Here is a 19,524-nt window from a genome sequence, read left to right on the forward strand (position 1 = left end):
TGTCACCTTATTTCAGGAACCGCTTATGAGTGCGAATACCGCCATACCGTTTGTTATCCGCAACTTTAATACCATTGAGATGGAACATTTTGTTCGCCCGCCGCTGTATGAATCGCTGGGCGGCTCGCTGACCAAAGGCACTGCCGCCAGCAAGCTCGGCGCGTCAATCGATACGTTGCCGCCGGGTAAACGCGGCTGCCCGTTTCATCTGCATCATGCGCAGGAGGAGATGTTTATTGTGCTGAACGGGCGCGGAACACTACGCATTGGCGATGAGGAACGGGCGATTGAAGAGGGGGATGTGATCTGTATTCCACCGGGAAAGACATGGCCGCATCAGATTATTAACACTTCCGAACAGCCGTTGCGCTATCTCTCGATCAGCACCATGGAAAGCCCGGAAATTTGTGAATACCCCGATGCCGATAAATTCCTCGCCAGAGCGCGCATCAACGGCAAGGAAGATTTTCGCCGGGTTGATTTTCGCGGCGAGGGCGTCGATTACTGGGAAGGGGAAAAGTGAGGTGAACGCCGGAGGTTTTGCCCCCGGCGCACAATTGAAAGGCACTTGCGCGTATTCGTTTATCCCCAGATTAGCCCCATATGGCTGCCAACAATGCCGCTGCCGCCACCGACGAGAACCAGTTTGTCACCCGGTTTAAGCTGCTGGCGCTCTGCCAGTAAGTGCAGCCCAACGGTTGCATTGCCGCTGATCAGGTTGCCCATGGTGCTGATGGTTTCCACAAACAGGGCCGGGTCCACATCCATATAACCGGCCATTCTCTGGATTTGCGAGGTCGAGGCCTGGTGTGAAACGCAGGCTTTAATCTCGCTGCGGCTCCAGCCGAGATTATCCATAAACGCCGGAAACATCGCTTCGCCCATGCTGATGGCTTCGTCCACCAGCGGCGTCATCCACACCTTTAATAAATGATCGGAACAGGCCGGGCCGCTGGTGCTGTAGTGATAATAGTGCGAGCGGGATTCTTTCATAAATCCCATAAAGCCGACATGCGGATCTTTTTTCGCCCCGACGATCATTGCCGCGCCGCAATCTCCGACATTTAACCCCGCGCAAAGCTCCATAAAAAGTTCGCGGTCCGTGGTTTGTTGCAATCTGTTTATCGCTTCATGGCGCATGCGATAGCTGGTTTCTCCGGTGACAATTAATCCGTATTTAACCTGGCCCGCCGCAATGAGCGCATCCATAATATGCAGGGCATCTTCAAAACTGTGACAGGCATTACTGACATCAAACGCGGTGGGAATATTTGCGCCCAGTTTATGCGCCACAATATGTGCGGTTGCCGGTTCATGGAAATCGCGGAATACACCGGCAAAAATCAACGCGTCAATATCGTCTAATTTGATTTCGGCACGCGTCAGCGCATCACGCGCGGCTCGCACGGCCAAATCGGACGGTTGCAGATGATCAGCGGCGACGCAGCGCTCCCGCACGCCGGTCAACCGCGCCAGCCAGTTGCGATTCAGGCCGAAGCGCTGCGATGAATCGAGTTGCTCCATCAGCTCCCGGGAACTTATCCGGCCTTCCGGGAGATAAACCCCGGTACTAATAAGACGCGTGTGACCGGGTGAGCAGGTATATTTGGGATGGTTGCTCATTAAATTATTCCTCCATAGGGTAAAGATGAACAGGATATTTATTCCTTTATCCCGCCAGTAATTAAAATAGCCGTACAGTGGCGTTTTTCTTTTTATAATATTCCAGTGGTAATGCAATATTTTATTTCCTGAAAAATTCCTAAAAAAATTATTGGCACGGTGAGTGGAGGAATGAAAAAGGCCTATGCGTTAGCAAATAATGACGCTATCTCATCAGTATTTTCGCAACGGTAATATTTAGCGCTACGAAAACTGAGAGATGTGTGCGGCGGCGGGAAAGCGTAAGCAGTCGAACATAAAACGCTATCAGCCCGGAAACCTTCTTTTCCTCACCGGCAGGCGATTTGCAGGGATGGCAGGCCTGAACCGCAGCGCCGTCTGTTTGCTGAGACGGCGGTTAGCTAAACGCTAACAAAGTGACTTACCAGCCGGCGATCGCGAATCTGATGGATCATCAGTGCAGCCGGATCGCTCACCGGCGGCAGGCGTTGCGCATCCAGCATCAGCGGGTTCGCCGGGCAGATGGAGCCGCAAATATAAGCCGGAATCCCGGCAAAGGTAGCGCTCATCGGCCGGTGAACGTGCCCGCTGCACAGCGCCAGCGGCGGGAACGGCAGGGTGTTAAGCAACTGGCGCAGCTCCTCTGCGCCATCGCACATCGCGCTATCAAGCGGCGCGATGCCGCTGGGGAACAGGTGCTGATGCAAAAACAGCAGCGCCGGTTGCGGGCTGGCGGCGAGCGCGCTTTTCAGCCACGGCAGATGCGGGCGGATATCGCCCCGGCTTTCGCCCGCGACGGTCACATCCAGGCCAATGACCGCCACACCGTCAAGCTGCTGGCAAAAGTGCATTGCGTCAGCGGCGCTATGATGGGCAAAGGCGGGCAGGCTGGCGCACATTACCGCTTTATCATCGGCATTGCCGGGAATAATGTGCGTGCGGCAAGCCAGCCGTTGCAGTTCCCCGGCAATCGCCAGATAGCCTTCGTGCCAGCCATCGTCGGTTAAATCCCCGCTCACTATCAGCAAATCAGGTTGCAGGGCGAGCAGCCAGTCAATGGCGTTATGCAGCCGCGCGAGGTTGTCGTTGTCGGGCGCGGCGTGAATATCACTGAGCTGAGCAATCAGCATCTCTCCTCCGGTATGATTCTGTGTAGCCCGAAGTATGGCAGGCGGGCGCGGGAAAACGCACGAAATTTGCGAATACAGGCGTATCAGATGTCCCGGAGAGTGATGCTTAGCAATCTTTTTTATTTTAATAAGAGAGGTAACGCATCTTCCGGCGTCTTAATATTATTAACGCCTTGCCCGATTTTGCCCCCCATTGCTAGTATTTGCTCAGAATATCCTTAATGGTTGCAGATCTCTATTGCAACGCTTTTAACAATGGAATGTACCGAGGTTTACATGTATTTGATTGAATTAAATAATGACGATCTGGAGAGCATTATTTCAGATTCGGAGTACTTTACCGCCAGTGAAGACGAGTATTTTACTGCCGATGAAAACGATGCTGAATCAGTAGGGAGTTTTTCACATTCTGCGTATACAGCGCCGTCATCTTCGCGGCACTCCTCACTATCTGGTTCTGTTAAACATTACCGAAAGCATATAAGTAAATTAGCCACGGTCAGTGAAAGTAAAAAATGGATAATTGATGAAACGGAGCCAAGGAGCAAATACCGGCTCAACAAACATATCCACGTTGAGCCGCTGTACATGAAAAACTATTATATGTGGCGACGGCTTATTCGTGCCGGAAACCACCCGCGAGATGCCGCTAAATTGATGGGCAGTAAATTTTGTTATAAACAGGTCAAACAGAAAAAAAGTATCCAGCTCTTCAGCATCCGCTTAAGTGACGAGAACCGTGTTTTTTTTATGATTCAGGAAAAAGAGCAGATTGTGAAAATACTCAATATTGGCGGTCACTCTTTCGGTTAATGCAAAAAAACGGTTACGCCACGGCACGTATTGCGGCAATAAACGCCTTGAGCGTCGCCGGAACGTGCCGGTGGCTGGCGTAGTAAAGACACAATCCCGCAATCGGCGGGCACCACGTTTCAAGAACCTGCACCGCCAGCCCGTCGTTGAGCGCCTGGCGGGCATACGGTTCCGGTACATAGGCGATGCCCAGCCCCAGCACGACCGCTTCCACCATCAACGCACTGTTATCCAGACACAGCGTGCCGGGCACATTCAGCGTTAGCGGCTTATTGTCGCGCATAAATTCCCAGCGATAGCGCTTGCCGCCCGGCAGACGCTGCGCGATGCAACGGTGTTGCAGTAAATCTTCCGGCGTTTGCGGTGTTCCTGCCTGTTCAAGGTAACCGGGCGCCGCAAGGGTGATAAAGCGGATATCGCCGCCAAACGGCACGGCAATCATGTCGCGCGGCACCGCTTCCGCCAGCCGGACTCCGGCGTCGAAACCGGCAGCCACGATATCCACCAGACGTCCATCGGTGACCAGATCCAGCTCCACCTGCGGATGTGCGCGTAAAAAATTCACCACCACATGCTGTAACAGCCAGCGCGCGCCGCCTTCATTGGCGTTGATGCGCAGCGTACCGTGCAACTCTTGCGGCTGGAAACGGGTGCTGTCGAGCACATCGTCCAGCGTATTCAGCAGCGGATCGAGCCGTTGCAGAAAAGCCGCGCCTTGCTGGGTAAGCGACACGCTGCGGGTCGTGCGGTGCAACAACCGGACGCCCAGCCGGGTTTCCAGCGCGCGCATGGCGTGGCTGAGCGCCGAGCGGGAAACACCCAGTTCTCCCGCTGCCTGCTGAAAACTCTGCAAACGGGCCACAAGGAGAAACGCTTTCAGATCGCTAAGGCTGACATTTTTCATTGTTGAATTTTTTGCACCACTTCATGTCGATTGGTGAGTCTTATTCTAGCACCGGCGGCGGTGTAGGCTACAGATCCACTCACTTCAGGAGGTCACTATGTTGACATGGCTGATTACCGGCGCGTCTTCCGGGCTGGGTTTATCGATGACGCAAAAATTACTGGCGCGCGGCGACCGCGTTGCGGCCTGCGTTCGTCGTGCTGATGCGCTGAGCGATCTTCAGGCGCAGTATGGCGGGCAGTTACATCTCTGCCGTTTTGACATGACAGATACCACGGCGATGCGTGGGGAAATCGACCGCGCCTTCAGCACGCTCGGCAGAATTGACCGGGTGGTGAGCAATGCCGGTTACGGGCTGTTTGGCGCGGCGGAAGAGGTCAGCGATGCGCAGATCGAACGGCAAATCGCCACCAATCTGACCGGCTCAATTCAACTGGTGCGCGCGGTGCTACCGTGGCTGCGGGCGCAGGGCGGCGGGCGAATTGTGCAGGTTTCATCAGAAGGCGGGCAGGTGGCCTATCCCAATTTCAGCCTCTATCACGCCAGTAAATGGGGGATCGAAGGTTTTCTTGAGTCGCTGGCGCAGGAAGTTAAACCCTTTGCGATTGATGTGGTGATTGCCGAGCCCGGCCCGACGCAGACCGGTTTTGGCGGCGGCCTCGATCATGCCCAGCCGATGGAGATTTATGATGCCACGCCCGCAGGTGATGTGCGGCGCGGCATTGCCAGCGGTGATTTTGCCATTACCGGTGATGCGGATCGTACGGTCGAGGCGATTATCGCCGTTGCTGACAGGCAAAACCCGCCGCTGCGGGTGCCGCTTGGCAGTATTGCTTACGATCATTTAGTGGCGACGCTGGGCGCGCGGCTGCGTGAAATTGAAGGCCAGCGTGAGCTGGCGTACTCCGCAGACCGCGCGTGAATCAGCGCATCGACAAAAGCGGTTTCGTTACCCGGCCCGGCTGGCGGTAAAACGCGATGGCCTGCTGCCAGTCGGCAAACGGGAACAGCGTGACGTCAGCGGGCGGGTTTTTGCGCAGCCGCGTCCAGATGTCGCTAAACGTTTGCTGCCAAGCGCTGGCGGAAAGCGAGTCGAGATGGTTGCGGATGTGGAACCAGTGCACCACCGGCAGGCGGCGCTGGATGCCGAACGGCTGCCCGGAGAGCAGGCCGTAGCTGATAAACTGCGCGCGGGTCGGCAACGCCTGCAATAACTGCTCGGCCAGCTCGCCGCCGGTGGCGTCATACACGACGCCCGCTTTCGCCGCCGCCTGGCGAATGGCGGCGCTGTCCGTTTCAGGCAGTGGGATCACGCCGCTCGCGGCCAGCCTGCTGGCATGCACGGCGGAGCGATAAATTCCGGTCACGCTTTTCGCACCGCTCTGTCTGGCCCACTGCGCGAGGTAGCCTGCGCATTCGGAACCGGCGGCGGTCACTATCACATGCTGGCCTTGCGGCGGATAGTGCGTCAGCATCATCTGCGCGGCCAGCGGATTAATATACGCGCGGGCGGCAAGGGCATCGTCGATATCCTCGGGAACCGGCACGGCCAGCTCCGCCGGGCAGTCAACATACTGCTGCCAGGTGCCCTGGCCGCGTAATGGCAGCACGCGCTGGCCCAGTAAATGCGCGGTTTCTGGCGTGGTTTCGCAGACCACGCCGACGCCTTCATATCCGGCAATCGCGGGCAGGGTAATGCGATGGCTGTAGGCGCCGGTAATCGGGATTAAGTCCGAGGCATTGACCGGTGCCAGTAACATTCTGACGCGAAGCATGCCCGGCGCGCAGGGCTGCAGCGGGGCGGTTTCGGCGTACAGCGTGGTTAACGGTTCTCCGAACGCGCGGTAGCGTAATGCTGTATTATTCATCTCTTCATTCAATGTATCGCTTCGCATAGTCAGGGATTATATCTATGTTTTTCTCACCGAAATCAATTTGTTCTCTGCTGTTGATTTGTTTGCCGTCGGTGCATGCCGCTGCCATGGACTCTGCCCAACTGGCCGATGCTGTACGTTTGCAGGAGCAGCAGCTTGGGGCGCGCATCGGCGTGGCCGTGATGGATACCGCCAGCGGCAAAACGGCGAGCTACCGTGGGGATGAGCGTTTTCCGCTCAACAGCACCTACAAAGCGCTGCTGTGCGGTGCCTTACTCGGCCAGGTGGATAAAGGCGAGCTGGCGCTGACGGACACCACGCAGTTCCCGCGTTCGGCGCTGGTGGCGTACTCGCCGGTGACGGAGAAGTTTGTCGCCCCGGCGCGCATCAACTGGCAGCAACTGTGCAGCGCGGCGGTCAGCTACAGCGACAATACCGCTGGCAATCTGCTGGCGCATAAGCTTGGTGGCCCGGCGGCTATCACCCATTATCTGCAAACATTAGGTGACAGCGTCACGCGCGTGGATCGTTTTGAACCCGAACTGAATAGCGCAATTCCCGGTGATGTGCGGGATACCACCACGCCGCTGGCCGTCAGCCGTACGCTGCAAAAACTGACGCTGGGAACGGCGTTGAAGCCCGGTTCACGCGCGCAGCTAATCCAGTGGATGCGAGAGGATAAGGTCGCCGATACGTTATTGCGTTCAACGTTGCCCGCCGGGTGGGCTATTGCCGATAAAACCGGTGCCGGGGATTTTGGTTCGCGTTCAATTATCAGTGTGGTGTGGCCGGAAAATCACTCTCCTCGTATCGTAGTTATTTATATAACGAACACGAAGGCGACGTTAAAACAGAGTAATGCGGCCATTGCCAGCCTCGGGAAAACGATATTTTCCGCGATCAAATAATCCGTCGACAGCGGAATAAATAGCCGCTGTCCTTTTTAAGTTAAATTTCCACGTGCCCCGAAAAAACCGCAAAAATAACCATAAATGGATAATGGTTATGTAGTGAGAATATCCTTATAATCTCCGTCCCTTTTCATGTCTTAAGTTTAAGCTGGAGGACACATGGAGCTCAACCGGAGGCAGTTCTTTCGGATCTGCGCGGGCGGTATGGCAGGCACGACTGTCGCATCTCTCGGATTTTTATCATCTTTTTCCGTTCATGCGGAAACACGTCAATATAAACTCTTAAAAGCAAAAGAGACGCGAAATAACTGCACCTACTGCTCAGTCGGTTGTGGAATGCTGATGTACAGCCTCGGCGATAATGCGAAAAACGTTCACGAGAGTATTTATCATATTGAAGGCGATCCGGATCACCCGGTCAGCCGTGGCTCACTGTGCCCAAAAGGTGCGGGGGTGCTGGACTATATTCACAGCGAAACGCGTCTACGTTACCCGGAATATCGCGCGCCGGGATCAGATAAATGGCAGCGCATTTCCTGGGACGAGGCCATCGATCGTATTGCGCGATTAATGAAAAAAGATCGCGACGCCAATTTTATTGAGAAAAACGCGCAGGGGCTGACGGTCAATCGCTGGACCACCACCGCCATGCTGTGCTCTTCGGCGGCCAGCAATGAAACCGGCATTCTGGACGGTAAATTCACCCGTTCGCTGGGGATGGTGGCGATTGATTGCCAGGCACGCCTGTGCCACGGCCCGACCGTCTCGGCGCTGGCACCGACTTTTGGTCGCGGCGCGATGACCAACAACTGGGTGGACATTAAAAACGCCAACGTGGTGCTGATCATGGGCGGGAATGCCGCCGAAGCGCACCCGGTCGGGTTTAAATGGGTGGTGGAAGCGCAAACCAAAAATGATGCCACCGTTTTGGTGGTCGATCCGCGCTTTAACCGCAGCGCGGCAGTGGCGGACTTTTATGCGCCGATCCGCGCCGGTTCCGATACCGCGTTTCTGCTTGGCGTCATCCGCTACTTGCTTGAACACGACCAGGTTCAGCACGAGTATGTGCGCCACTACACCAACGCCGGGCTGATCATTCGTGAGGATTACGCCTTTAACGACGGTCTGTTCAGCGGCTATGACGCCAGCAAACGTCAGTACGACAAAGCAAGCTGGTTCTATCAGCTCGATGCCCAGGGCAATGCGCTGCGTGATGATACCTTCAGCCACCCGCGCTGCGTGTGGAATCTGCTGAAAGCCCACGTTGCTCGTTACACGCCGGAAATGGTCAGCCGTCTGTGCGGCACCACGGTGGAGGATTTCACCCATATCTGCGGCGTGCTGGCCAGCACCAGTAAACCGGATCGCACGGCTACCATTCTCTATGCGCTGGGCTGGACGCACCATTCCGCCGGGGCGCAGATTATTCGCGCCGCCGCGATGCTGCAACTGCTGCTCGGCAATATCGGTATGGCGGGCGGCGGGGTGAATGCTTTGCGCGGTCACTCCAACATTCAGGGCTATACCGATCTTGGCCTGCTGTCGACTAATCTGCCGGGATATATGCCGCTGCCGTCGGAAAAACAGCCGGATTACCAGACCTATATTTCGCAAATCACGCCGCCGTCGCTGGGTGTGAATGAAGTCAACTACTGGCAGAACACACCGAAGTTTTTCGTCAGCATGATGAAAAGTTTCTGGGGCGAGCATGCCACGGCGGAGAACAACTGGGGCTACGACTGGCTGCCGAAATGGGACCGTCTGTACGATGTGATGACTCAGGCCGAGATGATGCAGGAAGGCAAAATCAATGGCTACATTGTGCAGGGGTTCAACCCGCTGGCCGCCTTCCCGGATAAAAACAAATCCTCCCGCGCGCTGGCAAAACTGAAATACATGGTGGTTATCGATCCGCTGGCGACTGAATCCTCCACCTTCTGGCAGAACCACGGCGAGATGAACGACGTTAACCCGGCTGATATTCAGACCGAAGTGTTCCGCCTGCCATCCTCCTGCTTTGCCGAAGAAGATGGTTCGATTGCCAACTCCGGCCGCTGGTTGCAGTGGCACTGGGCCGCAGCCGAGCCGCCAGGTGAAGCGCTGCACGATGCCAAAATTCTTGGACGGCTGTTTATGCGCCTGCGCGAGTTGTACCAGCAGGAGGGCGGTGCCAACCCCGCGCCGCTGCTGAATGTCAGCTGGGATTATGCCGACCCGTACGATCCGCAACCGGAAGAGATTGCCCGTGAAGCCAACGGCAAAGCGCTGCGCGATCTGTACGACGACAACGGCGTGTTGATCGCCAAAAAAGGGGAACAGTTAAGCAGCTTTGCCCAGTTACGCGCGGACGGCTCCACCAGCAGCTACTGCTGGGTCTACTGTGGTAGCTGGACGCAGAAAGGCAACCAGATGGCGAACCGCGATAACAGCGATCCGTACGGGCTGGGTTGTACACCAGGCTGGGCGTGGTCATGGCCTGCCAACCGCCGAATTCTCTATAACCGCGCTTCCGCCGATCCGTCCGGGAAACCGTGGGATGCGAAACGCGCGCTGCTGCACTGGGACGGCCAGCGCTGGGCGGGAATGGACGTGGCCGACTACAGCCAGGCCGCGCCGGACAGCAATGTCGGGCCCTTTATCATGAACCCGGAAGGCGTCGGGCGTCTCTTCTCGCTCGATAAGATGAACGACGGCCCGTTCCCGGAACACTACGAGCCGATTGAGTCGCCAATTGGCACCAACCCGCTGCACCCGGCGGTGGTCTCCAGCCCGGTGGTACGCATCTTTGAAGCCGATAAAGCCAATATGGGCAAAGCCGATGCCTTCCCGTATGTCGCCACGACATATTCGATCACCGAGCTGTTCCGTCACTGGACAAAACATGCGCGGCTGAACGCTATTGCCCAGCCGGATCAGTTTATTGAGATCGGCGAAGCGCTGGCGCAGGAGAAGGGGATTGTGGCTGGCGATGTGGTGAAAGTCAGTTCCCGACGCGGCTACATCAAAGCCAAAGCGGTGGTCACCAAACGCTTGCAGACGCTGACCATCGACGGCAAGCGCATCAATACCGTGGGCATTCCATGTCACTGGGGTTTTGAAGGGGCAACGCGCAAAGGCTTTCTCGCCAATACGCTGACGCCGTCGGTCGGCGATGCCAACTCGCAAACGCCGGAATACAAGGCGTTTTTAGTGAACATTGAGAAGGCGTAAGGAAGCGAAGCGATGTCCATGCAATCACAAGACATTATCAAACGTTCAGCCACTAACGGCTTTACACCACCGCCGCAGGCGCGGGATTTCCGCGCGGAAGTGGCAAAACTGATCGACGTCTCCACCTGTATCGGCTGCAAAGGCTGCCAGGTGGCCTGCTCGGAGTGGAACGATATTCGCGACGACGTGGGTTACTGCGCCGGGGTTTACGACAACCCGCTTGATTTAAGCGCGAAATCCTGGACGGTGATGCGGTTCAGCGAAACCACGCAGAACGGCAAACTGGAGTGGCTGATCCGCAAGGATGGCTGCATGCACTGCGCCGAACCAGGCTGCCTGAAAGCCTGCCCGTCGGCAGGGGCGATTATTCAGTACGCTAACGGTATCGTCGATTTTCAGTCTGAGCACTGTATCGGCTGCGGTTACTGCATTGCCGGTTGTCCGTTCAATGTGCCGCGCCTTAATCCGCAGGATAACCGGGTTTATAAATGTACGCTCTGCGTCGATCGCGTCAGCGTCGGCCAGGAGCCTGCCTGCGTGAAAACCTGTCCGACCGGGGCGATTCACTTTGGCACCAAAGCCGAAATGCTGGAGCTGGGCGAGGCGCGCGTGGCGCAACTGCAAAAACGCGGCTACCCGCAGGCGGGCGTCTACAATCCGCAGGGCGTTGGCGGTACGCACGTGATGTATGTGCTGCACCATGCCGACCAGCCGGAGCTGTATCACCATTTGCCCAACGAACCGAAGATCGATGTGCCGGTCAATTTATGGAAGGGCATCCTCAAGCCGCTCTCCGCCGCCGGATTTATCGCCACCTTTGCCGGTCTGCTGTTCCATTACATTGGCATTGGGCCGAACAAAGAGACGGACGACGAGGAGAACGATGATGAGTAAGATCCTGCGCACCAAATTTATCGATCGCGCGTGTCACTGGACGGTGGTTATCTGCTTTTTCTTCGTGGCGGTTTCCGGCGTTGCGCTGTTCTTTCCGTCGCTGCAATGGCTGACGCAAACCTTCGGCACGCCGCAGATGGGGCGCATTCTGCATCCGTTTTTTGGCGTGTTTATCTTCCTGATGCTGATGGTGATGTTTGTGCGTTTTGTGCATCACAACATTCCCGATAAACAGGATCTGCCGTGGATCAAAGGGATCGTTGAGGTACTGAAAGGCAACGAGCATAAAGTGGCGGATGTCGGCAAATACAACGCCGGGCAGAAGATGATGTTCTGGACCATCATGAGCATGATTTCGCTCCTGCTGGCGACCGGCATCGTTATCTGGCGGCCGTGGTTTGCCCACTATTTTCCGATCCCGCTGATCCGCTGGTGTTTGCTGATCCACGCCACCTCGGCCGTGGTGCTGATCCTTGCCATCCTGGTGCATATTTATATGGCGTTCTGGGTGAAAGGGTCGATTACCGGCATGATTGAAGGCAAAGTGAGCCGTCGCTGGGCGAAGAAACATCATCCGCGCTGGTATCGCGAAGTGGAGGCCGCTGAGAAGAAACAGCAGCCGTAATCCCGCCTGGCCGGAGGGCAATCTGTTCTCCGGCCGCACTCTCTCTGACCGCCGCTCCGCTGGCTTTTCCGAATATCGTCTATGATTGTTTCTCGTGACATCGTGGAGAGGAGAAGGCATGGAGTCGAAATCTTTTGCGAAAAGCTGGGGTGCCGACGACATCGGCGAAGGCACGGTGCGCTTCCGTTTGTGGGCAACAGGCCAGCAGAGTATCACCCTGCGGCTTCCTGCTAACGATATCGCGATGCAACCGGTCGGCAAAGGCTGGTTTGAAACCACAGTTCCCGGTCTTACGCCCGGAACACCTTATCAATATGTGCTGGAAGACGGCAGAACCATCCCCGATCCCGCCTCGCGCGCGCAACAGCGGGATGTTAATGGCCCGTCGCTGGTTGTCGATCCCGCCCGCTACCGCTGGCAACATGCGCACTGGCAGGGCCGCCGCTGGGAAGAGGCGGTTTACTACGAACTGCATATCGGCACCTTTACCCCGCAGGGCACTTTTCAGGCGGCCATCGAAAAACTGCCGTATCTGGCGGAACTGGGCATTACGGTGATTGAAGTGATGCCGGTTGCGCAGTTTGGTGGCGATCGCGGCTGGGGTTATGACGGCGTCTTGCTCTACGCGCCGCATGCGGCCTACGGTTCGCCGGATGATTTCAAAGCGTTTGTCGATGCTGCGCACGGTTACGGCCTTGCGGTGGTGCTCGATATTGTGCTCAACCACTTCGGCCCGGAAGGCAACTATCTGCCGCTGCTGTCGCCGGATTTTTTCCACCCGGAACGCGAAACGCCGTGGGGCGCGGGCATTGCCTATGAAGTGGACGCCGTACGGCGCTATATCGCAGAAGCGCCGCTTTACTGGCTGACAGAGTTTCACCTCGATGGCCTGCGGTTTGATGCCATTGATCAAATCGAGGACCGCGCAGAGCAGCATCTGCTGGTGGAGATCGCCGAACGTGTTCGCGCAGCGATCCCGGATCGCGCCGTGCATCTCACCACCGAAGATTGCCGCAACATTATTGCCCTGCATCCGCGCGGCAGCGCAGGCGAGGTTCCGCTGTTTAGCGGCGAGTGGAACGACGATGTGCATAACGTTGCCCATGTATTAGCCACCGGCGAAACGCACGCTTACTATCAGGATTTTGCCGATCGCCCCGAACAACTGTTGGCGCGGGCGCTGACGGAAGGGTTCGCTTATCAGGGCGAAGTCTCACCGCAGAGCGGTGAGCCGCGCGGCGTTGACAGCCGCGGGCAGCCGCCTACGGCGTTTGTCGATTTTATTCAGAACCACGATCAGGTCGGCAACCGGGCGCAGGGCGAAAGGCTGCTGAGCCTGGCGGGGGCGGATCGCACCCGCGCGCTGCTGGCGATGCTGCTGCTGTCGCCGCATATTCCGCTGCTGTTTATGGGCGAAGAGTATGGCGAAACGCAGCCGTTTCTCTTTTTTACCGATTTCCACGGCGATCTGGCGCAGGCCGTGCGCGAAGGCCGGGCGAAGGAGTTCGCGGGCCATGCCGGGCACGGCGAAACGGTGCCCGATCCAAATGACCCGGCCACGTTTGCACGCTCGAAGCTGAACTGGCAAACACCGCTCAGCGCAGAGGGCAAAGCGTGGCTGGCGCTGACAAAGCAACTGCTGGCGCTGCGTCAGCAACATATTGTGCCGCTGCTGGCGAAGGCGGGCGGCCATCAGGGCGAGGTGCTGGCTACCGCGCCCGGTTTTCTTGCCGTCTGCTGGCGCTTCCCGCAGGGGACGCTCTCGCTGGCGCTGAATCTGGGCGACACGCCGCAGCCGCTGCCAGCGATGCCCGGCAACACGCTGTTTGCCTTGCCGCAGGCGCAACCTGAATTGGCGCCCAATGCCATTATCGTTCGTCTTGCAGGGAGAGAAGCATGAGCACGCCCACTGCAACGTACCGGATTCAGTTTCGTAATGGCATGACCTTTGATCGGGCGATTGCCCGCATTCCTTATCTCAAACGGCTGGGGATCAGCCATCTTTACGCTTCGCCGATTTTTACCGCCACCCGCGGTTCGACGCACGGTTACGACGTGACGGACGCCAATGAGATCGATCCGGCGCTGGGCGGTCGCGATGCGTTTATGCGCATGGCGGCGGCGCTGAAGGGCGCCGGGATGGGGTTAATTCTCGATATCGTGCCCAATCATATGGCCGCCTCGCTGGAAAACCCGTGGTGGCGCGATGTCATCGCGCAGGGGCAGAACAGCCCGTACGCGCGCCATTTCGATATTGACTGGTCGCGACCGCTGACGCTGCCTTTCCTCGGCGACGATTTCGCCACGGTGGTGGAAAAGGGCGAACTGAGCGTTCAGGCCGATCCGCAAACCGGCCATCCCGTTTTTGTCTATTTCGACAATATTTACCCGCTGGTGGCGGAAAGCTGGCAGGGGCGCGAAACCGAAGTGCTGGCGCTGCGCGAGAGCCGCGATCTGATTGCGCTGCATGAGCTTCAGCCGTGGCGCTTAACCTGCTGGCGCACGGCGGCAAGCGATCTGTCGTACCGGCGCTTTTTTGAGATAACCGGGCTGGTTGGCGTGCGGGTTGAAGATGAAGCGGTATTTGACGACAGCCATCGCCTGATTCTCGAACTGGTGAACAGCGGCGTCGTTGACGGTCTGCGCGTCGATCACGTTGACGGGCTGGCCGATCCACTGGGATATCTGCGCCGTTTGCGCCAGAAGACCGGGCCGCAGTGCTATATCACGGTGGAAAAAATTCTCGGTAAAGGGGAGCAACTGCCCGCCGACTGGCCGGTTTCCGGCACCACCGGCTATGAGTTTATCGCCGCGCTGTCGGATGTGCTGGTGGACGATGAGCAGCTCGACTCCCTGCGTAAAGCCTGGCACCAGGTGACGGGCAGAGCTGTCGATATGCCTGCGGAGTTACGGGCCGCAAAGCGGCTAATGGTCGATCGCAATTTTGCCGGGGAGTTCAACACGCTGGTGCGGCTGGCGGTAGAGATTGGTCACGCTGAAATTCCGGTGCCGCAGGCCAAAGCGGTGCGCCAGGCGCTGCGGGAATTACTGATTGCCTTTCCGGTTTATCGCACCTATGGCACCGCGCAAGGTTTGACGCCAACCGACGCTGAGCGGCTGGCGAAAGTGGTCGCCTGGGTCAGGGGGAGCGAACATGCGCCGGACCCGGCTGCGCTGGATTTTATCATCCGCATCCTGCAGGGCGATGTGGCAAAAAGCATGCTGCACCAGGCGGCGCATTTTCGTACCCGTTTCCAGCAACTGACCGGGCCGCTGATGGCGAAAGCGGTGGAGGATACGCTGTTCTTTCGCCAGAACATGGATCTGGCGCTCAATGAAGTGGGGGCAGAGCCGTTGCCGCGCACCTTCTCATTACAGCGTTTTCACCGCGAGATGCAGACGCGGCTTGAACAGCAGCCGGATGCGCTGTCGGCGACCTCCACGCACGATACCAAACGTGGAGAAGATGCTCGCGCCCGGCTCTATACGCTGACCGAAGCGCCGCAGCAGTGGGCGGATTGCGTGACGCGCTGGCGGCATCTCAACCGCGAAAAAGTGGTGCTGCTCGACGATGGCCCGGCACCAAGACCGGCAGTGGCCTGGATGATCTATCAGGCGCTGGCGGGCGTCTGGCCTGCCACATTACAGGCGGATGACGCGCAAGGGTTACAGGCGCTGGAGTCGCGGTTTATTGAGTTTCTGGAAAAGGCGCTGCGCGAAGCGAAGCAGCGCACCGACTGGATCGAAACCAACGACGCCTACGAAAACGCAGTACTCGATTATGCCCGCCATCTGCTTTCCCCGGAGAATCAGGCGTTTTTGCAGGATTTCACCGCCGCCTTACAACCGTTTATTCGCGCCGGGCTGGTCAACAGCCTGACACAGACCTTAATTAAACTGGCCGCGCCGGGCGTGCCGGATATCTACCAGGGCAGCGAAGCGCTGAACTTCAGCCTGGTCGACCCGGATAACCGACTGGAGCCGGACTATGCGGAGCTGGAACGGCTGCTGAGCGATGAAGAGCAAGCCGATCCGCATTCGCAGGCGAGCTGGAACAGTGGGCAACTGAAACAGTTTTTTATCGCCCGGCTGTTGCAGTTGCGCCAGCAGAAACCCCGGCTTTTTCAGCGCGGCGACTATCTGCCGCTGACCACTTCCGGCCCGCAGGCGGACAACATCATTGCTTTTGCCCGCCAGGATAACGACGCGGCGTTAATTGTGCTGGCGCCGCGTCTGCTGTTCGGCGCGCTGGATGGCAGCCTGGCCGGTGCAGTGGTGTCGCTGCCTGCGGGGCTGGCGAACCGTCGCTGGCGCGATCTTCTCAGCGGAGAAGAGTTTGCCCTGAGCGACAGCGTCCATCTGCGTTCTATTGGCGGCTACACCTTCGCGGCGCTGGTGAGTGCGTAAAGCGGTATTCAGCATTGTGATATCAGGTAACACTGTTAAAACAGAGAGGGAACCATGTCTGATTTTTACATTACGGCAGGGCACGGCCAGCAACTGGGAGCAAATTTCGATGGCGAGGGAGTGAACTTCGCGCTTTTTTCGGCGCACGCCGAACGCGTAGAACTCTGTTTGTATGATGCCTCTGGCAAGACGGAGATCGCCCGGCTGACGCTACCGGAAAACACGCATGAGATCTGGCACGGCTATGTGCCCGGTCTGCAACCCGGCGCGCTGTATGGTTATCGCGTATATGGCCCGTTCGATCCGGAAAATGGCCACCGTTTTAACCCGAATAAACTGCTGATTGATCCTTACGCGCGAGAGCTTGCTGGCGATATCGAATGGAATGCGGCGCACTTTGCCTATGATCTCAACCATGAAGATAAAGACCTGACCTTTGACGAACAGGACAGCGCGCCCTTTACGCCAAAATGCCGGGTTGTCGATACGCAGGAATTTGACTGGCAGGATCAGAACCGCCCGAATATTGCCTGGCCGCGTACGGTGATCTACGAAACCCATGTCAAAGGCTTTACCCAGCTTAACCCGGCGCTGCCTGCGGAACTGCGCGGCACCTTTGAAGGCATGGGGCACAAGGCGACGGTTGACTATATCCGCAGCCTTGGCATTACCAGCGTTGAACTGTTGCCGGTGCACTGGTTCCCGGACGATCAACATTTGCTGGATAAAGGGCTGCGCAATTTCTGGGGCTACAACACGCTCGGCTTCTTTGCGCCAGCCTCGCGCTACTACGGCCCGCGCGGTATTCAGGGTTTTCGTGAAATGGTGCGGGCGTTTCACGACGCCGGGATCGAAGTGATCCTTGATGTGGTTTATAACCATACGGCGGAAGGCAACGAGCTTGGCCCGACGCTCTCTTTCAAAGGTATTGATAACTTCTCTTACTACCGCACGTTGCCCGATCAACACCGTTACTACATCAACGATACCGGTACCGGCAATACGGTAAATACCTCGCACCCGCGCGTGTTGCAGATGGTGATGGATTCCCTGCGTTACTGGGCGGAATCGATGCATATCGACGGTTTTCGTTTCGATCTTGGCACTATTCTCGGTCGCGAACCGGAAGGGTTCGATCAGCGCGGCGGATTTTTCGATGCCATGACGCAAGACCCGGTATTGTCGAAGCTGAAACTGATCGGCGAGCCGTGGGATATCGGTCCTGGCGGTTATCAGGTCGGCGGTTTCCCGCCGGGATGGGCTGAGTGGAACGACAAATACCGCGATACGCTGCGCGAATACTGGAAGGGCGATAATGTCTCGACGGATTTCGCCGCGCGTCTGCTCGGCTCCGGCGATTTGTACGATCAGCGCGGTCGTCGCCCATGGGCAAGCGTCAACTTTATTACGGCGCATGATGGCTTCACGCTGCGCGATTTGGTGTCGTATAACGACAAACACAATGAGGCCAATGGCGAAGACAATAACGACGGGCATAACGACAACCGGTCATACAATTATGGCGCGGAAGGGCCAACGGACGATGAAGGCATTCTCGCGGTGCGCGCCCGCCAGCAGCGGAACTTCCTCACCACGTTGCTGTTCTCGCACGGCACGCCAATGATCCTCGCGGGCGATGAGTTTGGCCGTACCCAGCAGGGCAATAACAATGGCTATTGCCAGGATAGCGAAATTTCCTGGATCCACTGGGATGAGATTCAGGGCGAGGGTGAGGCGCTGCGTGAATTTACCCGCCAACTGATTGCGCTGCGCGCGTCACAGCCGCTGCTGCGGCGGGAAAACTGGCGCGACGGGATGGAGATCGCCTGGTTTAATGCCGGTGGCGGTTTCCAGAAACCGGAGCAGTGGGAAGAGGGAACAACGCTGGGCGTGCATATAGGACGCGCCGATTTGCAGGGTCAGGAAGGGATCTGGCACGACGTGCTGATGCTGTTCAACCCGTTCGAAGGAACGGTGCCGTTTCGTATTCCACAGTTTGGCGAAGGCGGCTGGGTGCTGGAGTTGTCAACCTCTGAGAAGGTCAAACCCGGCGTGGTGATCACACGTGAGAAGGATTTTGAACTCGATGGCCGCAGCATTGTGCTGTTCCGGCGGCCTTAAACCTCAGGGCGTCAGCGGCTTAACCGGCTGACGCCCAACGGTTTAGCTTCGAACGAGCAGTTTTCCTTGCAGCAGCAGGGAAAACGTTTTGACCATCAGCAGGCCAATCACCAGATTGGCGGCAATAAACAGCGGGAATGACATCCAGTAGAGTGCGCCGCCAGGCGCGGCATGCCCCAGCCGGATGGAGGTGGTGGCGAGCGACGCCACGCCGAAGGAGAAACTCCAGAACGAGGGGTTAAACGGCTGGGCGCTGTACCACGGGATCAGGCGGATCATAAACAGCATTTGCAGCAGCCCGTAACCAAACAGCAGTTTCGCGAATACATCAACCTGGCCGCCGTTGACGCTGAGCCATGCGCTACAGGCGACAAACGCGGGCGCCATCTGAATGCCGAGCGACGTACGCACCGCAGGGGACATCTCATCGAGGTTGCGCAGGCGGCTGAGGATCGCCGGTTCAAGGCTCAGCCAGGAGAAGATCCCGGCACCGAGAAACAGCATCCCGACATCGTCAAAACCCAGCGCGCCGCAGGCCATGGCGCTGATAAAGTTATTGGCGACGGTCGGCAGATAAAGCCCCGGCGTGGTGGCTTCTTTCGGATGAGTGCCGCGCCATAATCCGGCAGTCTGCCAGGCGGCGTAGATGAGCTGGCAGGTGACGGCGGGCAGAAAAAGCGCCAGTGCCAGCGGGTAGCACCAGGGCGTCAGACCGATCGCCACCAGCATGGAGGTGGCGGGCAGCAGGCTGACAAAACTGCTTTTTAGTGGATGGGTAATCTCTTCGAGCAGCGTGCCGGTGTGGCGCAACAGGCGGGTGAAAAACGCCAGCGTCAGCAGCAGCCAGATAACAATGGCCAGAATAATCAGCGTATCCGCAGGCCACAGCGTGACCGGCCAGAACGTGGCGGCAAAGCGCCAGGAAAAGCCCAGCCCGATAATACCGAGCACAATGCCAAAGTAACCGGCGGGAAGGTTGAGGTGTGAATTTTTCATCACCAGACTCCTGAAA

Annotated in this window: 15 protein-coding genes; 10 read left to right on the plus strand and 5 right to left on the minus strand. The window is 57.6% G+C overall.

The window, feature by feature from the left end; genetic code table 11:
* The first annotated feature begins 25 nt into the window (after nucleotides 1–25).
* Complete coding sequence (locus C0557_RS11425) at nucleotides 26–523, plus strand: cupin domain-containing protein (RefSeq protein ID WP_208658516.1); 498 nt, start codon at nucleotides 26–28, stop codon at nucleotides 521–523.
* A gap of 59 nt (nucleotides 524–582) precedes the next feature.
* Here C0557_RS11425 and C0557_RS11430 read toward each other — a convergent pair whose 3' ends face one another.
* A complete protein-coding gene (locus C0557_RS11430; RefSeq protein ID WP_217273287.1) occupies nucleotides 583–1,524 on the minus strand; it encodes a 3-oxoacyl-ACP synthase III family protein in 942 nt (313 codons plus the stop codon).
* 500 nt (nucleotides 1,525–2,024) lie between these two features.
* Entirely contained in the window at nucleotides 2,025–2,753 is a 729-nt protein-coding gene (locus tag C0557_RS11435; protein WP_208658518.1) for a metallophosphoesterase, read from the minus strand.
* A 276-nt stretch (nucleotides 2,754–3,029) separates the two neighbouring features.
* On the opposite strand from C0557_RS11435, the gene C0557_RS11440 reads away from it, so the two are divergent.
* The gene (locus C0557_RS11440; RefSeq protein WP_208658519.1) at nucleotides 3,030–3,566 is read left to right on the plus strand and encodes a hypothetical protein; all 537 of its coding nucleotides are present in this window, start codon (nucleotides 3,030–3,032) and stop codon (nucleotides 3,564–3,566) included.
* Nucleotides 3,567–3,579: 13 nt separating this feature from the next.
* Here the strand turns inward: C0557_RS11440 and C0557_RS11445 are convergent, their stop codons facing one another.
* Entirely contained in the window at nucleotides 3,580–4,470 is an 891-nt protein-coding gene (locus C0557_RS11445) for a LysR family transcriptional regulator (protein WP_208658520.1), read from the minus strand.
* A gap of 97 nt (nucleotides 4,471–4,567) precedes the next feature.
* On the opposite strand from C0557_RS11445, the gene C0557_RS11450 reads away from it, so the two are divergent.
* Nucleotides 4,568–5,392 carry an SDR family oxidoreductase gene (locus C0557_RS11450; protein ID WP_208658521.1) on the plus strand — a complete coding sequence of 275 codons (825 nt, stop codon included), beginning with the start codon at nucleotides 4,568–4,570 and terminating at the stop codon, nucleotides 5,390–5,392.
* A gap of 1 nt (nucleotide 5,393) precedes the next feature.
* On the opposite strand, the gene C0557_RS11455 is transcribed toward C0557_RS11450, so the two are convergent.
* Nucleotides 5,394–6,338, minus strand: coding sequence for a zinc-dependent alcohol dehydrogenase family protein (locus C0557_RS11455; protein ID WP_208658522.1), 945 nt, complete (start codon nucleotides 6,336–6,338; stop codon nucleotides 5,394–5,396).
* A gap of 44 nt (nucleotides 6,339–6,382) precedes the next feature.
* On the opposite strand from C0557_RS11455, the gene bla reads away from it, so the two are divergent.
* From bla to glgX, 7 genes are all read left to right on the plus strand, one after another.
* On the plus strand, nucleotides 6,383–7,252 hold the full coding sequence (gene bla / locus C0557_RS11460; RefSeq protein WP_208658523.1) for a class A beta-lactamase: 870 nt from the start codon (nucleotides 6,383–6,385) through the stop codon (nucleotides 7,250–7,252).
* A gap of 162 nt (nucleotides 7,253–7,414) precedes the next feature.
* Entirely contained in the window at nucleotides 7,415–10,465 is a 3,051-nt protein-coding gene (fdnG, locus tag C0557_RS11465; RefSeq protein ID WP_208658524.1) for a formate dehydrogenase-N subunit alpha, read from the plus strand.
* 12 nt (nucleotides 10,466–10,477) lie between these two features.
* Entirely contained in the window at nucleotides 10,478–11,359 is an 882-nt protein-coding gene (gene fdxH, locus C0557_RS11470; protein WP_208658525.1) for a formate dehydrogenase subunit beta, read from the plus strand.
* The gene (gene fdnI, locus C0557_RS11475) at nucleotides 11,352–11,984 is read left to right on the plus strand and encodes a formate dehydrogenase-N subunit gamma (RefSeq protein ID WP_208662909.1); all 633 of its coding nucleotides are present in this window, start codon (nucleotides 11,352–11,354) and stop codon (nucleotides 11,982–11,984) included. The genes fdxH and fdnI overlap by 8 nt, the downstream gene beginning before the upstream one ends.
* 118 nt (nucleotides 11,985–12,102) lie before the next feature.
* Nucleotides 12,103–13,884, plus strand: a complete 1,782-nt coding sequence (gene treZ, locus C0557_RS11480; RefSeq protein ID WP_208658526.1) for a malto-oligosyltrehalose trehalohydrolase — start codon at nucleotides 12,103–12,105, stop codon at nucleotides 13,882–13,884.
* A complete protein-coding gene (treY, locus tag C0557_RS11485) occupies nucleotides 13,881–16,391 on the plus strand; it encodes a malto-oligosyltrehalose synthase (protein WP_208658527.1) in 2,511 nt (836 codons plus the stop codon). Before treZ ends, treY begins: the two co-directional genes overlap by 4 nt.
* A 54-nt stretch (nucleotides 16,392–16,445) precedes the next feature.
* A complete protein-coding gene (gene glgX / locus C0557_RS11490; protein ID WP_208658528.1) occupies nucleotides 16,446–18,512 on the plus strand; it encodes a glycogen debranching protein GlgX in 2,067 nt (688 codons plus the stop codon).
* A 42-nt stretch (nucleotides 18,513–18,554) separates the two neighbouring features.
* Here the strand turns inward: glgX and tehA are convergent, their stop codons facing one another.
* A complete protein-coding gene (gene tehA, locus C0557_RS11495; RefSeq protein WP_208658529.1) occupies nucleotides 18,555–19,508 on the minus strand; it encodes a dicarboxylate transporter/tellurite-resistance protein TehA in 954 nt (317 codons plus the stop codon).
* Between the last annotated feature and the right edge of the window lie 16 nt (nucleotides 19,509–19,524).

It is taken from the genome of Kosakonia sp. MUSA4, from assembly GCF_013085925.1.
Classification (GTDB): domain Bacteria; phylum Pseudomonadota; class Gammaproteobacteria; order Enterobacterales; family Enterobacteriaceae; genus Kosakonia; species Kosakonia sacchari_B.

Bases quoted from the DNA above. Each gene is read 5' to 3' on its own strand.
- C0557_RS11425 (WP_208658516.1), top strand. From the start codon at position 26: ATGAGTGCGAATACCGCCATACCGTTTGTTATCCGCAACTTTAATACC.
- C0557_RS11430 (WP_217273287.1), bottom strand. From the start codon at position 1,524: ATGGAGCAACTCGATTCATCGCAGCGCTTCGGCCTGAATCGCAACTGG.
- C0557_RS11435 (WP_208658518.1), bottom strand. From the start codon at position 2,753: ATGCTGATTGCTCAGCTCAGTGATATTCACGCCGCGCCCGACAACGAC.
- C0557_RS11440 (WP_208658519.1), top strand. From the start codon at position 3,030: ATGTATTTGATTGAATTAAATAATGACGATCTGGAGAGCATTATTTCA.
- C0557_RS11445 (WP_208658520.1), bottom strand. From the start codon at position 4,470: ATGAAAAATGTCAGCCTTAGCGATCTGAAAGCGTTTCTCCTTGTGGCC.
- C0557_RS11450 (WP_208658521.1), top strand. From the start codon at position 4,568: ATGTTGACATGGCTGATTACCGGCGCGTCTTCCGGGCTGGGTTTATCG.
- C0557_RS11455 (WP_208658522.1), bottom strand. From the start codon at position 6,338: ATGAATAATACAGCATTACGCTACCGCGCGTTCGGAGAACCGTTAACC.
- bla (WP_208658523.1), top strand. From the start codon at position 6,383: ATGTTTTTCTCACCGAAATCAATTTGTTCTCTGCTGTTGATTTGTTTG.
- fdnG (WP_208658524.1), top strand. From the start codon at position 7,415: ATGGAGCTCAACCGGAGGCAGTTCTTTCGGATCTGCGCGGGCGGTATG.
- fdxH (WP_208658525.1), top strand. From the start codon at position 10,478: ATGTCCATGCAATCACAAGACATTATCAAACGTTCAGCCACTAACGGC.
- fdnI (WP_208662909.1), top strand. From the start codon at position 11,352: ATGAGTAAGATCCTGCGCACCAAATTTATCGATCGCGCGTGTCACTGG.
- treZ (WP_208658526.1), top strand. From the start codon at position 12,103: ATGGAGTCGAAATCTTTTGCGAAAAGCTGGGGTGCCGACGACATCGGC.
- treY (WP_208658527.1), top strand. From the start codon at position 13,881: ATGAGCACGCCCACTGCAACGTACCGGATTCAGTTTCGTAATGGCATG.
- glgX (WP_208658528.1), top strand. From the start codon at position 16,446: ATGTCTGATTTTTACATTACGGCAGGGCACGGCCAGCAACTGGGAGCA.
- tehA (WP_208658529.1), bottom strand. From the start codon at position 19,508: ATGAAAAATTCACACCTCAACCTTCCCGCCGGTTACTTTGGCATTGTG.